The organism is Psychromonas sp. SA13A (assembly GCF_011378715.1).
Lineage (GTDB): Bacteria > Pseudomonadota > Gammaproteobacteria > Enterobacterales > Psychromonadaceae > Psychromonas.
In genome coordinates, this window is the sequence record NZ_WTKU01000008.1 from 31713 (window position 1) to 47253 (window position 15541).

Here is a 15541-nt window from a genome sequence, read left to right on the forward strand (position 1 = left end):
TGCTGTTACATTAAGTTAACAAGCAAGTGTTAATCTCGTTTTTTGATGGTTAATTTCAAAAGGAATGGAAAATGCTTAAAAATATTTTGCCTGAAAATAGATATCTATTTATTTCTTTGATTAACCAATTCTACACTGTAAAAATTACTAAAAAGAGCGCAATTTTTCTTATCCAATGTGCATCTTTTTTCGATTTTATTTTCTCATCCTTTAATTTTATTATTAAAGAGCACAATGATCAGCTTAGACAGTTAAAAAATACTATTCTCATCTCGACTTCACTCATTTTCGAACGTGACTATTTTTCAATACAGCTATCACCTAATAGTGGTTAATACGCTAACTATTTATCAATATTTTATATAAATTTCAAACATATAACTTTTACACCTTACACATTTAAAGATTTAAACATTTAAACATAACTAATTTACACACTAATTACTTATAAGCTTAGGAGAATACAATGGACGATATTGTTGATTTATCGCGATTTCAATTTGCCATGACCGCGATGTATCACTTTTTATTTGTACCTTTAACCCTTGGGTTATCTTGGATCTTACTGATTATGGAATCGCTTTATGTGATGACCAGTAAAGAGATTTATAAAGATATGACCAAGTTTTGGGGCAAGTTATTTGGTATTAACTTCGCACTAGGGGTTGCTACTGGCCTTACAATGGAATTCCAGTTTGGTACTAACTGGGCTTATTATTCGCATTATGTGGGGGACGTATTTGGTGCTCCACTTGCCATAGAAGGCATGATGGCGTTCTTTTTAGAGTCGACTTTTGTTGGTTTATTCTTTTTTGGCTGGGATAGGCTGTCTAAATTACAACATTTAACGGCTACATTCTTTGTTGCTTTTGGCTCAAGTATGTCTGCGTTATGGATATTAATTGCCAACGCTTGGATGCAGAACCCAGTCGGTGCTGAGTTTAACTATGAAACCATGCGCATGGAAATGAATAGCTTTGCTGATCTGGTATTTAATCCTGTGGCGCAAGTTAAATTTGTTCATACAGTGGCTGCTGGCTACGTTGCTGGTGCTATGTTTGTATTAGCGATTAGCTCATACTATTTGCTAAAAGGTCGTGATCTTGCCTTTGCTAAGCGCTCTTTTGCGATTGCAGCTGCATTTGGGACGGCAGGTATCCTTAGTACTATCATCTTAGGTGATGAAAGTGGTTATGAAGTAGGTGATGTGCAAAAAGTGAAACTGGCTGCAATAGAATCTGAATGGGAAACTCATCCAGCGCCTGCTGCATTCAATTTAATAGGATTACCTAACCAAGAAGAGCAACGTACAGATTACGCTGTAAAAATTCCTTATGCCTTAGGTATTATTGCAACGCGTTCTATTGATGAAGAGGTTACTGGCTTAAAAGATCTAATGGCGGAGCATGATACGCGTATTCGAACGGGTATGGTGGCTTATTCTCTATTAGAAAAAATAAAGTCGGGGGAGGACACGCCTGAAAATATTGAAGCCTTTGATCAGGTTAAAGAAGATCTAGGTTACGGCTTATTATTAAAAAGGTTCGCTCCCAATGTTGTTGACGCAACCGAAGAGCAAATCAAAATGGCCGTGGATGATAGTATTCCAGGTGTTGCTCCAATCTTTTGGTCATTCCGTGTGATGGTCGGAGCTGGTGTTGCTATGCTGTTTATTTTCTTATTTGCATTTTACCAATCAGCAAGAAATAAAGTGGGCGAAAATAAATTATTCCATCGTATCTGCCTATACAGTTTACCGTTACCTTGGATCGCAATTGAAGCAGGTTGGTTTATTGCTGAATATGGCCGTCAACCATGGGCGATTGCTGAAATATTACCAACTCACATGGGTGCATCTACGGTCTCAACTGAGCAACTTTGGTTCAGCATCATCTCTATTGCGTCGTTTTATACCGTGCTGTTAGTTGTTGAAGTATTTTTGATGCTTCGTTTTGCTCGTTTAGGTCCAAGCAGTTTGAAAACTGGACGTTATCATTTTGAACAACTCGAAAACAAGCAAGGATAAGGATAAATTATGTTTGATTACGAAACGTTAAAAGTCATTTGGTGGGTTTTGATCAGCGTCTTGTTGATTGGCTTTGTTATTACCGATGGTTTTGATATGGGCGTAGGGGCGTTGCTTCCTGTGATAGGCAAAACCGACCAAGATCGCCGTATTATGATCAACAGCATCGCACCTCATTGGGAAGGTAATCAGGTTTGGTTAGTATTAGCGGCAGGGGCAATTTTTGCCGCATGGCCTGCAGTTTACGCTACCGCATTTTCTGGTTTTTATGTGGCCATGATGTTGACCTTGTTTACACTGTTTTTTAGACCCGTTGGTTTTGATTATCGTAGTAAGATTGCTGATACTCGCTGGCGTAGTACATGTGACTGGGGAATTTTCATTGGTAGTGCTGTTCCTCCTATTATGTTTGGTGTCGCTTTTGGTAATTTATTACAAGGTGTACCTTTCACGTTAGATGAGTTTTTACGATCTACTTATCATGGAGGTTTCTTCGGTTTATTAAACCCATTTGCTTTATTAGTAGGTATCTTCACATTGCTGATGTTTGTCTTGCAGGGTTCTACTTGGTTGCAAATGAAAACTGAAGCGCAAGTGAGAGAACGCGCAAGAATGGTGAGTCTAATTGTTGCACCTCTTGTTGTTACTTTATTTGCAGTATTAGGTCTGTGGTTAGCAAAAGGCATCGATGGTTATGTATTGACTTCTGTTATTGATAATAACGGCGCAGCTAATCCACTACTAAAAACAGTAATGTCTGAACCTGGGGCATGGTTAGCTAACTATGATAAGTATCCTCTGATGATGATTGCTCCTGCTATCGGTTTGTTATTTCCGTTATTTGCTTGGTTTGCGAGTAAAAAAGATTATAGCGGAACGGCTTTCACCAGCAGCAGTATTGCGATTGTTGGCGTGTTATTGACATGTGCATTCAGCATGTTCCCATTCATTATGCCATCAAGCTTAGATCCAAGTGCGAGTTTGACCGTATGGGACGCTGTTTCAAGTGAGTTCACATTAAACATAATGACGATTGCGGCGGCCATCTTTATACCAATAATTCTGTTATATACAGGGTTTGCTTATTTGAAAATGTTTGGACGTATCGGTATTGCCCATATGAAAAAATACAAACATTCAGCGTATTAATTAGGAGTTTTTTTATGTGGTATTTTGCATGGATTTTAGGTGTTTTATTAGCGTGTGCATTAGGTATTATCAATGGCTTGTGGTTAGAGCAAGTAGAAACTAATGAGCTAGAAAATAAAAACAATGAACAGCAAGATAAAGTAAAGTCTAATAGTGAAATGAAGTCGGTGACCGACTAGCTAAAACGGCTCTTTTAACAAGGAGCACGTTATTCATTTTAGTGTTTTAAAGCCCTTGAAGATGATTATTTTCAAGGGCTTTTTATTGGCTAAGATTATTCTTTTATTTTTAACTCAAAAGAATAGTAAACAAATAAACAAAAAGAAGATATGCTCGTTTTTTGTGACTAAAAAACAGCAATTACTACCACTTTATCGACAAAAAGTGGTAGTTGTAGTAGCGTTTGTCGCGTTCATGTTTTTTATTATTAGTGAATGGGGAGCCGAGTGTTAATTTCAACTTTACCAATTCGTATATATTACGAAGATACCGATGCGGGTGGCATTGTTTATTATGCCAACTACTTGAAATTTTTTGAAAGAGGCCGCACAGAGTTTTTACGTGAATATGATATTCAACAAGATACGCTATTACAGCAGAATATTGCATTTGTGGTGAAAAAGGTGGAAATGGATTGCATAAAAGCGGCACGTTTTAACCAGTTGATTAATGTCGAAACAGAAGTGACGTCTTACCGCAAAGCGAGTTTGATGTTCACACAGAAAATTTTCAATGATAGCAGGGAACTTCTTTGCCAAGCTGATACTCTAATCGCTTGCGTAAATTTACAAAAAATGAAACCAAACGCTATTCCAACAGAAATAATTGAGGTAATTACTCGTGCACGCTGATATGTCATTTTTAGGGTTATTCTTACAAGCAAGTTTGCTTGTAAAGTCGGTTATGTTATTGCTCTTAGGCATGTCTATTTATTCATGGACGTTGATCTTTTCGCGTTCGAGAATGCTAAAAGCAGCCAAGAGTGCGCTTAGTCACTTTGAAGATCGTTTTTGGTCTGGTCATGATTTAAGTCGTTTATACAAAGAAACGGCAGCACGTAATGAGCGTGTTAATGGTGGCGAAAAAATATTTTATATGGGATTTAAAGAGTTTTCCCGTTTACATCGTATGCCTGGACGTAAAGTTGAAGGTGTGATTGATGGTGCTCATCGCTCAATGCGCGTTACTCTATCGCGTGAAATGGATGAGTTAGAAGCCGGGTTGCCAGTGCTTGCTACTATTGGCTCAATCAGTCCTTATATTGGTTTGTTTGGTACAGTATGGGGGATTATGAATTCATTCATCGCACTTGGTGAAGTTCAACAAGCCACATTGTCAATGGTTGCTCCGGGTATTGCTGAAGCTTTGATTGCAACAGCGATGGGTTTATTTGCAGCTATTCCAGCTGTAATGGCTTATAACAAATTTTCTACCCAAGTTGGGCAGTTAGAAACGTCTTACATTAATTTAATGGAAGAGTTTACTTCAATATTACATCGTCAAGCAATGACTGAGGGTGAGTAAGTTATATGCAACATTCTTATCGTACTCCTAGACGCAAACGTGTCATTGCAGAGATAAATGTTGTGCCTTACATTGATGTAATGTTGGTACTACTGATTATCTTTATGGTAACGGCTCCTCTCGTGACACAAGGCGTTAAAGTTGACTTACCACAGGCAGTAGCGGAATCGTTGCCTGAGGATACAACACCACCGCTGATCGCCTCTATTGATAAACAAGGTCAATATTACTTAAGTGTTGGCGATAGTGTCGATACCCCATTGGCAGCAGAAGAGATGTCTGCACTTGTTGAGCGACAATTGGAACTTGACCCTAACTCTCAATTTATTGTTAAAGGTGACGGTGATGTGAATTACAAAACCGTAATTGATTTAATGGTGTTGCTGCAGCAAGCGGGCGTTCCATCACTTGGTTTAATGACAGAGCCTGATCAATAAATGAAAACAAGCACAAATTTAATCGCATTCATTACCGCGCTTTCTTTACATCTTATTGTTGGTGGGTTGTTGCTCATGAATGTCGACTTCTCTTTGCCTAAGGATAAGCCTAAAGAAGCCGTATCTATTATTGAAGCGACCATGATAAATCAACAAATGCTTGATGATCTCGCTAAAAGTGCGCAAAAAAATAAGCAAGCTAAGCAGCAAAAAATAGATGATGCACGACAACAGAAAGAACGAGATCAGGCTGAGGCTGAGCGCCTTAAAAAGCAAAAAGAAGACCAAATTAAAGCAGAAAAAGAAGCTGTACAACGTAAAGAGCAGGAAGTTTTAAAACAACAACAGGAAGTAAAACGACTAGAAGCAGAAAAAGTCGCGGCTGCTCAAGCATTACAGGAAAAACAAAAAGCTGAAGCAGAGGCCAAGGTATTACAGGAAAAGAAAAAGGCCGATGATGCAGCGCGCGCTTTAAAAGAGAAACAAAAAGCCGAAGAAGATGCTAAAGCGCTAAGGATAAAACAAGATGCTGAAAAAAAAGCAGCAGCTAAAAAAGAAGCGGAAAGGGTAAAAGCAGAAAACTTAGCGAAAGAAAAAGCGGCAGAAGAAAAGGCTGCAAGAGAAGCTAAAGAAAAAGCAGCGAAGGAAAAAGCTGAAAAAGAAGCGAAAGATAAAGCCGCTAAGGAAAAGGCCGCAAAAGAAGCAAAAGAGAAGGCTGCCAAAGAAAAAGCTGCAAAGGAAAAAGTAGCCAAAATTAAAGCAGAGAAAGAAGCAAAGCGTAAAGCTGCGGCGGAAAAAGAGCGGTTGAGACAAGCAGAACTTGATAGGCAAATGGCGGCAGAGTTTTCTGATGATTTCTCTAGTGCTAGAAGCGCGAAACAGCTATCTGAAATTGCTAAATATGAAGCGCTGATACGTGCCAAAATTAGTCGAAATTGGAAAGTTGACCCGAGTATGAAAGGGAGTAGTTGTACGTTAGCAATAAAATTGGCTCCAGATGGTTTAGTGCTTAGTGCAAGAATGAGCCGTGGAGATAAAAGGTTATGTGATTCTGCGCGTCGTGCCACTATACAAGCAAAGACACTTCCTATTCCTAAAGACCCTGAAATTATCTCTCAATTTCGGGATTTTGATATTACGTTAGAGCCTGAATTATAAGGAATGCAGATGTTTATTAGATTTATTATGGCATTAGTACTGGTCACTGCTTGTAGCAGTGCATCAGCTCGATTAGAAATTTTGATCACCGAAGGTGTCAACAGCGCGCGTCCGATTGCCGTTGTGCCATTTAAATGGTTGGGACAAGGTAAAAAACCGCAGAATTTTTCTGAAATTATTGCTGCCGATTTACAACGCAGTGGTAAATTTAATCCCTTATCTATCAACAATATGCCTAAAACGCCCTCTACCAGTGCCGAAGTCGATTATGCTGCTTGGACAAAGCTCGGTATAGAAGCAATAGTGATGGGCGAAGTTAAACCTGATACTAAAGCGGGTCATTATATTGTGACCTTTGAGTTATTAGATGTGTTAACGGGAAATGTTAATATGGCTGATTATAATCCAATTATGGATAAACGACGTAATACCGTCGCTACAAATCAACTACGTCAATATGCGCATCGTATCAGTGATATTGTGTATGAAAAATTAACAGGAGAAAGAGGGGCATTTTTGACACGCATTGCTTATGTTGCCGTGGATCGGAAAAGCTCGCATCCTTATCAATTACGTATCTCAGATTATGATGGGGAAGGGGAAAAGTTAGTGTTGCGTTCAAAACAACCTATTATGTCACCTTCTTGGTCTCCCGATGGACGGAAATTAGCGTACGTTAGTTTCGAAAAACGCCGTTCACAAATTTATATCCAAGACTTATATACACAGAAGCGTGAGTTAATGACTTCGTTCCCTAAAATCAATGGTTCACCAACGTGGTCTCCTGATGGAACGCAGTTAGCATTGGTTCTATCAAAAGATGGTCAGCCTGAGATTTATACTTTTAATATTTTAACAAAATCTTTGCAACGATTGACTAAAAACCGTGTCATAGATACCGAACCGAGCTGGGCTCCAGATGGGAAATCTATTATCTTCTCATCAGAACGTGGCGGAAGAGCACAAATTTATCAAGTATCGCTCACAACTGGTAAAACAAAACGAATTACCTGGGAAGGGGAGATAAATTTAGGTGGAACAATAACCCCTGATGGTGATAATCTAGTACTGGTTAGTCGTCACAATGGGAATTATATGATTGCCGTGCAAGACCTTGATTCAGGAGAATTAAGAACGTTAACCAAAACAAAGTTAGACGAATCTCCAAGTATTGCCCCAAATGGCAGTATGATAATTTACAGCACTGTTTACCAAGGTAAACAAGGTTTAGCATTAGTTTCGATGGATGGGCGATTTAAAGCGAATATTCCATCGAACAACGGTGATGTGAAGTCTCCGGCATGGTCACCATTTTTACAATAATTTAATTTAAACGTACTAAGGAAATAAAATGAATCGTTCAATAATTTCAAAAAGCTTGTTAATAGCCTTACCAATGTTAGCGCTAGGTGCTTGTTCTTCAAATTCTGATGTAGATGCAGAGTCTGCAGAAAAAAACGCAACTCAAGCTGTTGAACAAGTTGTTGATGATGTGCAAACAAATACTATTGAAGCAATCGAATTAACTGCTGAAGAGCAACTAGCTCAGCTTTATACTGATGCTATCTTAAAAACAACTATTCACTTTGAGTTTGATAAATCTTTAATCATGCCTGATTACGCTGTGATCTTAGACGCACATGCAAAATACTTAGTAAATAACACTGACAAAACAATTACGATTGAAGGTCATGCAGATGAACTAGGAACACCTGAGTACAATATCGCTCTTGGTGAACGTCGTGCTTTAGCAGTGTCAACATACCTAGAAAACATGGGTGTTGCAGCTAGCCAAATTACAGTAGTAAGCTACGGTGAAGAAAAACCAGTTAATCTTGGACATAACGAGATGGCTCGTACTGAAAACCGTCGTGCTGAATTAGTTTACTAATCCGCCTATGAATAAAAGTACTATTAAGGCGGCCATGCTAATGGCCGCTTTTATCTCTCACCCACTATATGCCGCTGCGCCTATTTCAGATGCAACAGTGAATACTGCAACTAACGCAGAATTACTGAATCGCATCGACGAATTGACTCGAGTAATGACCGCTCGCAATAAAATGCAAATTCGCTTTCAAACTCAACTTAATCAACTCGGCCAAGAAGTAAGCCAAATGAAAGGCTCATTGGAAGTATTTGCTAATCAATTAGAGCAAATAGAAGAGAGACAGCGTAATCTTTATCAGATGATAGATGAAGGTCAAAAAGGTTCAACTAACTCATCTAGGGCATTAACCCCTGTTAATCAAGATACTGGTGACGGAACTGATAGGGCTGCTTATCAATCTGCAGTAGATTTGGTTCTCAACGATAAACAATACGAGCAGGCGATCACTGCTTTTGAAGCCTTTGTGATTGACCACCCTAAATCAAGCTATGTACCTAATGCACAATATTGGTTAGGACAACTCTTATACAAAGAGAAAAAACGAGATGAGGCACGTGTTGCATTTTTAGTTGTAACAGATAAGTACCCAGACTCGAATAAACGTGCTGATGCAATGTTTAAAATTGGTATTATTGATGAATACTTAGGTAATAAAGATTCAGCAAGATCTTTTTATCAAAAAACCATTACAGAATACCCAAGTTCTTCGGCAGCTGGGTTATCTGCTAAACGTTTAAAAGCATTATAAAATTAACAATATAATTTGAATTAATAGTGCATTAATTGCATTTTGTTTAATTTCTCAGCAGATGAAATAAAAGTAGTAATTTTTTGTTGCGCTATTAAAAAAATTCTATATTATACGCCGCAGTTGAGAGGGACATGTGACTTAGCTCATGTTGTAACTATTAACAAAAAACTCACATGAAGAGTTGAAAATCATCACCATATCAAACTATATGGTTGTTAGCTCAGTTGGTAGAGCTATTGAAAAACTTTTAATTTAAAAGTGAATGTCAAGAATAAAACCAAGCCATATAAAACTATATGGGCCGTTAGCTCAGTTGGTAGAGCAGTGGACTTTTAATCCATTTGTCGAAGGTTCAAATCCTTCACGGCCCACCACTTTTTAAAGTGGTTTTATAGTCAGCTCAGTTGGTAGAGCTATTGAATTACTTTTAATTTAAAAGTGAATATCAAAAATAAAACCAAGCCATATGAAACTATATGGGTGTTAGCTCAGTTGTTAGAGCTATTGAAACACTTTTAATATAAAACTATATGGGCCGTTAGCTCAGTTGGTAGAGCTATTGATACACTTTTAATTTAAAAGTGAATTAGAAATTAAAACCATACTATATCTTAATGATATGGGCCGTTAGCTCAGTTGGTAGAGCAGTGGACTTTTAATCCATTTGTCGAAGGTTCAAATCCTTCACGGCCCACCACTTTTTAAAGTGNTTGGTAGAGCTATTGATACACTTTTAATTTAAAAGTGAATTAGAAATTAAAACCATACTATATCTTAATGATATGGGCCGTTAGTTCAGTTGGTAGAGCTATTGATACACTTTTAATTTAAAAGTGAATTAGAAATTAAAACCATACTATATCTTAATGATATGGGCCGTTAGCTCAGTTGGTAGAGCTATTGATACACTTTTAATTTAAAAGTGAATTAGAAATTAAAACCATACTATATCTTAATGATATGGGCCGTTAGCTCAGTTGGTAGAGCTATTGATACACTTTTAGTTTAAAAGTGAATTAGAAATTAAAACCATACTATATCTTAATGATATGGGCCGTTAGCTCAGTTGGTAGAGCAGTGGACTTTTAATCCATTTGTCGAAGGTTCAAATCCTTCACGGCCCACCACTCCCCTGATTTATCCTTTTATATTCCCTTAAATTTTTCATTACAATTATTGTTTCAAATTGTTATAATTTACATCTATTTTTCCATTTCTAAGAGTTAAGAATGAGCCAATTTTCCCCGCTTGTTGGATCGGATTACCCGTTTCCAGGTAAACCTGTTGAATTATCTTCACAGGAAAAAATCGATTATAAAGCTAAAATCAAACAATTACTTGTTGAAAAAGATGCAGTACTTGTCGCTCATTATTATACCGACCCTGAAATACAAGCTTTGGCTGAAGAAACAGGTGGCTATGTAGCGGACTCGTTAGAGATGGCGCGTTTTGGCCGTGACCATCAAGCTAAAACACTTATTATTGCTGGTGTACGCTTTATGGGGGAAACTGCGAAGATTTTAACTCCACATAAAACGGTACTAATGCCTGAACTAGAAGCAACTTGTTCACTGGATGTCGGTTGTCCTGTAGAAGAGTTCTCAGCGTTTTGTGACCAACACCCAGATCGTGAAGTGGTTGTTTATGCCAATACATCAGCAGCGGTAAAAGCACGTGCCGATTGGGTAGTTACTTCAAGTATCGCGCTCGAAATTGTTGAGCACCTTGATAGCGAAGGTAAAAAGATTATTTGGGGGCCTGATCGCCATTTAGGTAGTTACATCGAACGCAAAACTAAAGCAGATATGATCATGTGGCAAGGTGACTGTATTGTGCACGATGAATTTAAAGCGAGTGCTTTGCGTGATATGAAAGCTGTGCATCCTGATGCGGCTGTTTTAGTGCATCCTGAGTCGCCTGAAAGCGTGGTGAAGTTAGCTGATGCGGTTGGATCTACAAGCCAATTGATTAAAGCAGCGCAAACGTTGCCTAATAAGAAATTGATCGTCGCAACCGATACGGGCATTTTTTATAAGATGCAACAAGCTTGCCCAGACAAAGAGATGATGGCTGCTCCTACTGCTGGAAATGGTGCAACATGTCGCAGCTGTGCACATTGTCCTTGGATGGCTATGAATGGCCTTAAAGCGATTTATAATGCGTTAACTGATGCTAATGGGCATGAGATTGATGTTGATGCTGATGTTGCCAAAGGCGCATTAGTGTCGTTAGATAGAATGTTAAACTTTGCTGCTGAACAACAGTTAAAAGTTAAAGGTAACGCATAAGCGTTTTACTTTAAATGCTGTGGATAACAGTTTTTATTTACACAACTTATTGAGAATATATGATTACTAATGATGTTTTACGTCGAGTTCGTTTTGCACTGCAATTAAACGATACTAAAATGCTCGCAATTTTTGCTTCTGTTGATAACGAAATGAATGTTGATTTTTTACACAGCATTATGGCAAAAGAAGATGCAGAAGGTTTTGTTTTTTGTCGTGACAGCGTATTGTCACTTTTTCTTGATGGCTTAATTTACGAAAAACGTGGTCGCAAAGAAGGTGCTGTTCCAGCAATATTACCGGCTAAAGCTGTATTATCTAATAATGATATTCTTCGTAAGCTGCGTATTGCTTTAAACTTTAAAGATGAAGATATGCTAAATGCACTGAAGCTTGCAAATTTCCCTGTTTCTAAAGGTGAATTATCTGCTTTATTCAGAAAAGCGGATCATCGTAACTTCAAACCTTGTGGCGACCAATTATTACGTCGTTTCATTGACGGGATCACTGTGCAATTCCGTGGTACTAAACCAAGTACCGATGCAGTAGAAGTCGAATAAAATAGACTGTCTTAAGTATGAAAATACTGATAAAAACCGAGCAAGCTAGCTAGCTCGGTTTTTTTATGCCTATTATTTATTAATAAGTCACTGACTGTCATTACGACACGAGTTTCGGCGCAAAGTAATCTACCACTAAAATTGTACCCCGCTATAAGATAAGGCGGTAATAGCTAAGAATGATATTGAATCTAGCCTTGACTAGAATTCATTCATTTATGTCTCACTTTGTTCGCCTATTTGCCCTGAAACAATATGTAGATCTCGCTGTGGGAAAGGTATCGATATATTGTGTTCTGCAAGGATTCGATTAAAACCAGTGTTAATAGCATGCGTCATTGGTAGACGATGCTCAGTTCTTTCAACAAATACTCGCGCTTCAAAATTAAGCGAACTATCCCCATGTTCTAAAAAGAAAACCTGAGGCGCAGGTTGAGTTAATATATCTTCTTTATCCGTAAGCACTTGCATCAACAGGTCTCGCACTTGATCCACATCAGAGCCATAAGCAACGCCTATTTTAATCACTACGCGCGTAATAGCATCATTTAAGGTCCAATTAGTCACGTTCTCAGTGATAATCGACTTATTTGGAAGCAGAACCTCACGGTTGTCGAAATCAGTTAGTGTTGTCGCTCTAATAGCAATATTAGTGACAGTGCCCGATTGATCGCCAATGGTAACTAAATCACCGACTCTAATCGGCCTCTCAAATAAGATGATGATACCCGAAACAAAGTTAGCCACAATTTCTTGTAAACCAAAACCTAAACCGACACCCAAAGCGGCAACAATCCATTGTAATTTTGACCAATCTATACCTAATAAAGATAAGCCAACAACAACACCTGTCCCTATTAATACATAACCTAAAATAGTCACTATTGCATAACGCGCACCGTTATCCATAGCAAACCGTTCAAAGAATCCAATTTCAATGACGCCGCGAATATTTCTGGCCGCAACCACGCCTCCAACCATAAAACCAATTCCTAGAATAACTTGCCACAATGTCACACCGCTAGATAACTCTACGCCATCGACAACGGTAGCTTGTTGCCAAAGCACAATGTCTTCAACAATGCCTAATGCGGGCAATAAGGGTTTCCAGACAAACCATAAGCAAACTATAAACAGTAATCTGGTGACCCAGTGTATAACTGCTCTGCTTTGGCGAACAACTTCGTCTTTATTTATATTGTTATTTATGGTCGGTGGTGGGATTAAATCATCACTGTTCTGTGCTGCAGATTCTTCTTGCTGAAGTTTCGCCTCTAATGCTTCTAAGCGTTTCTTTCTTACTATATAACGTCGAAAAGTAACCAAAAAGGTACGCAACATAATGCCATATACCACCGCGGCCAGCACCAGTAAGATACCTGACAAAAATAATTTTGATTGCAATTCAACTGCCGTATCAAAAAAGCCAAATAATGGAAGTAAGCCAATCGCGAACGGAGAAATAACAACAATTGGGAAAGATAAAATAGCTAAGGTGCTGGCTGCGGTACGTCCTTCGACACTGGTTGCTACACCGCTTTTAGGTTGAAAGAATTGATAACTAAATATTGTAATAAAAATAGACCCAATGATGAAGGCAATAATAGCGATACCATATCGCAAGTCTGGTTCATCACTAGCGATGGCGCTTGCGAAGATAAACGTTACCAAAGACTGTATCCACACAAACCACGTTAACATTTTTCGAAGTTTATCCCGTGCAATATCACTCCAACCAAAATGTTTATCAAATATGCCATCTTCACGGCACATTGAGTGAAAAAATAGTAAAATCAAACTTACAGATGCCATTGATGCAAGGCCTGTGGCAATGCCTGTTGAAAAGCTGCTAGGTTCAGCATTATTGAAGATAATTCCTGCAATCGTGAATAAAAAAATGGGCAGGGGGAAGGCTAAGATAAAGGTTAATACTAGAGCAAGAGGGGTTGTAATATAAGTATCTTTTCCTACCTTACCAACTTGTTCAACCAATGACCGTAAAACACCTTTAATTCTAGATTGTAGCAGCAAAATTGTAATGGGGAGGGTGAGTAAAAGTAAAGCTGGTACCGTTAATACACCAGCATACACGATATTTATTAATTTCCACCAAGAACTGGGCGATGTATACCACTCAATATTATTAACGAAATTAATGAGCAGATCACCTGATTTTTCTGAGTTTGAAGGTAACCAAATAAGTCTTCGATCTAGGAGTTCTCTCAGCTCGGCACTTGATAACAACAACTGGTTAATCAGTAATTTTTCTTCTGCTATGCTATCAGATTGTTCACTTGATACTTCAATTAAAAGGGTCAATAACTCACGACGCGCTTGCACCAGATTTTTAGCCACTTCTATATCAGTGTTTGTGAATTCAATATCGATATCACTTTTTTCTTTTACTAAATTTTCTTTATTTTCTTGACGTGCATCGGTCAGAAATTGTTTAGCGGCAACTTCAATTTGAGCTGTATTACGTAAACTTTCTTGCCACAATATGACATCAAGTTGATTACGAACAGCATCTTCCTCAATGTTATATTTACGTTTCTCAATACGTGCTTCGTTGGGTAAAGACGTTCGTAATCTACGTAATAATTCCCCTAGTTCATCGGTTACTCTTCCGGTTGCCAATACGCGCTCGATGGTTTCAGATGATTGTTCAACTTCTCGTTTTTGGCTACGTAAAGCACTTATGTTTTTTTTGTTATCAGATGAATTGGCCTGCTTGTTGGCGAGTAGCTCTGCAAGCGACAAGTTTTCTTTCGCAATAACAGAAAGCGTTGGCTTTAGTTCAAGTTGACTCAGCATTTCTTTGCTTTGTTTTAAGGTATTTTCTACTTCTACATTACGGCTTTGCGATAAATAATTTTGTACCCCCAAAATTTTCTTTTCAGAAAGTTCACTTTGTAACCGCATCTGCATAAGCTCTGCATCTACTAATGCTTCTCTTACAGGGATGGTGGCTATTTCTCGTTCAAGTGCTTTTATTGTTGCCGCAAGCTTCTCAATAGTTGCACTTTTTTTATAAAAATCAGCTCGCTCATCAGGACTTGTATCTTGGTTTGGCTGCTTGGTGATCGTATCACTAATTGCTTTTTTATCTGCTAGGGCTGCACTCAGTTCATTTGCAATTTCACTCGCGCGAACACTCAAGTTATCTTGCTCTGTCTGCTTTTCAGCCTGTGCCCTCAAACGGTTTTCTTGTTCCGCAAGGTCTATTAATAGTTGGTTTTCTAATTTATCAGTCGATTGATCGGGGGCGATTGTTATTGTTTGATTTTTTAAGCGATTATTTTCATTTTGAATCGCTAATATTTTTTGAGGTGCGGTAGCGGCTTTTTCACTGAAGGTATTAGCTAACTTTGTTTGCTCGTCTGCTTTGGTAAGTATTTTTCGAGCATCTTCTAGTGTCGTGAGAATTGGTTTTTTTTGTTCATCAAGTAATTCGGTGTTTTTATCTAAGCGTTCTATTTCGTTAACTATTTTTTTATCGAGACTATTTTGCTGTGCAAATCCAAATGGAACAAATAAGGTAAGGCTCATCAATAGGAGTATAAAAAATTTTATGTTGTAAAATCCGTTGTATGATTTTTTTATCTTGTACAAAAGCACTCCGAAAGCGTTAGTTATGATTTTATGGTATTTATTATGCAAATCTAGGAATAGAATAAATTAATATGTCATCATAATTAATCTACCTTAAATCCCAATCGTTAATCTACCCTAACCCTCAAAAATTATTTCATACTAT

12 protein-coding genes, 3 tRNA genes and 1 pseudogene are annotated in these 15541 nt (G+C 38.1%); 15 read left to right on the top strand and 1 reads right to left on the bottom strand.

What is annotated here, in order from left to right; all coding sequences use genetic code 11:
- The first annotated feature begins 466 nt into the window (after window positions 1-466).
- The 15 genes and pseudogenes from GQR44_RS09265 to GQR44_RS09335 all read left to right on the top strand — a co-directional run bounded on the left by GQR44_RS09265 (window position 467) and on the right by GQR44_RS09335 (window position 11784).
- Window positions 467-2026: a cytochrome ubiquinol oxidase subunit I gene (locus GQR44_RS09265; RefSeq protein WP_166371537.1), complete on the top strand. Its 1560-nt coding sequence runs from the start codon at window positions 467-469 to the stop codon at window positions 2024-2026.
- 9 nt (window positions 2027-2035) lie between these two features.
- On the top strand, window positions 2036-3175 hold the full coding sequence (gene cydB, locus GQR44_RS09270; RefSeq protein WP_166371539.1) for a cytochrome d ubiquinol oxidase subunit II: 1140 nt from the start codon (window positions 2036-2038) through the stop codon (window positions 3173-3175).
- Between the two features lie 14 nt (window positions 3176-3189).
- A pseudogene (cydX, locus tag GQR44_RS19785) lies at window positions 3190-3264 on the top strand (cytochrome bd-I oxidase subunit CydX); the annotation flags it as partial.
- A gap of 357 nt (window positions 3265-3621) precedes the next feature.
- Window positions 3622-4026 (top strand): tol-pal system-associated acyl-CoA thioesterase, encoded by a 405-nt coding sequence (ybgC, locus tag GQR44_RS09280; protein ID WP_166371543.1) that lies wholly within the window; start codon window positions 3622-3624, stop codon window positions 4024-4026.
- Window positions 4016-4699: a protein TolQ gene (gene tolQ / locus GQR44_RS09285; protein WP_166371545.1), complete on the top strand. Its 684-nt coding sequence runs from the start codon at window positions 4016-4018 to the stop codon at window positions 4697-4699. The genes ybgC and tolQ overlap by 11 nt, the downstream gene beginning before the upstream one ends.
- Window positions 4700-4704: 5 nt before the next feature.
- A complete protein-coding gene (gene tolR, locus GQR44_RS09290) occupies window positions 4705-5136 on the top strand; it encodes a protein TolR (RefSeq protein ID WP_166371547.1) in 432 nt (143 codons plus the stop codon).
- The gene (gene tolA, locus GQR44_RS09295) at window positions 5137-6294 is read left to right on the top strand and encodes a cell envelope integrity protein TolA (RefSeq protein WP_166371549.1); all 1158 of its coding nucleotides are present in this window, start codon (window positions 5137-5139) and stop codon (window positions 6292-6294) included. It begins immediately after the preceding gene.
- 9 nt (window positions 6295-6303) lie between these two features.
- On the top strand, window positions 6304-7617 hold the full coding sequence (gene tolB, locus GQR44_RS09300) for a Tol-Pal system beta propeller repeat protein TolB (RefSeq protein WP_166371551.1): 1314 nt from the start codon (window positions 6304-6306) through the stop codon (window positions 7615-7617).
- 28 nt (window positions 7618-7645) lie between these two features.
- Window positions 7646-8185, top strand: a complete 540-nt coding sequence (pal, locus tag GQR44_RS09305; RefSeq protein WP_166371553.1) for a peptidoglycan-associated lipoprotein Pal — start codon at window positions 7646-7648, stop codon at window positions 8183-8185.
- A gap of 40 nt (window positions 8186-8225) precedes the next feature.
- Window positions 8226-8933, top strand: a complete 708-nt coding sequence (ybgF, locus tag GQR44_RS09310; protein WP_240923607.1) for a tol-pal system protein YbgF — start codon at window positions 8226-8228, stop codon at window positions 8931-8933.
- A gap of 301 nt (window positions 8934-9234) precedes the next feature.
- Window positions 9235-9310: transfer RNA gene (locus tag GQR44_RS09315), tRNA-Lys, on the top strand.
- Between the two features lie 247 nt (window positions 9311-9557).
- Window positions 9558-9633, top strand: a tRNA-Lys gene (locus GQR44_RS09320).
- A 354-nt stretch (window positions 9634-9987) separates the two neighbouring features.
- Window positions 9988-10063: transfer RNA gene (locus GQR44_RS09325), tRNA-Lys, on the top strand.
- Window positions 10064-10165: 102 nt separating this feature from the next.
- Window positions 10166-11224, top strand: coding sequence for a quinolinate synthase NadA (nadA, locus tag GQR44_RS09330; RefSeq protein WP_166371557.1), 1059 nt, complete (start codon window positions 10166-10168; stop codon window positions 11222-11224).
- 59 nt (window positions 11225-11283) lie between these two features.
- Window positions 11284-11784, top strand: a complete 501-nt coding sequence (locus tag GQR44_RS09335) for a DUF1456 family protein (protein ID WP_166371559.1) — start codon at window positions 11284-11286, stop codon at window positions 11782-11784.
- Between the two features lie 216 nt (window positions 11785-12000).
- On the opposite strand, the gene GQR44_RS09340 is transcribed toward GQR44_RS09335, so the two are convergent.
- Window positions 12001-15333, bottom strand: a complete 3333-nt coding sequence (locus GQR44_RS09340) for a mechanosensitive ion channel domain-containing protein (protein WP_166371561.1) — start codon at window positions 15331-15333, stop codon at window positions 12001-12003.
- Window positions 15334-15541 lie beyond the last annotated feature (208 nt).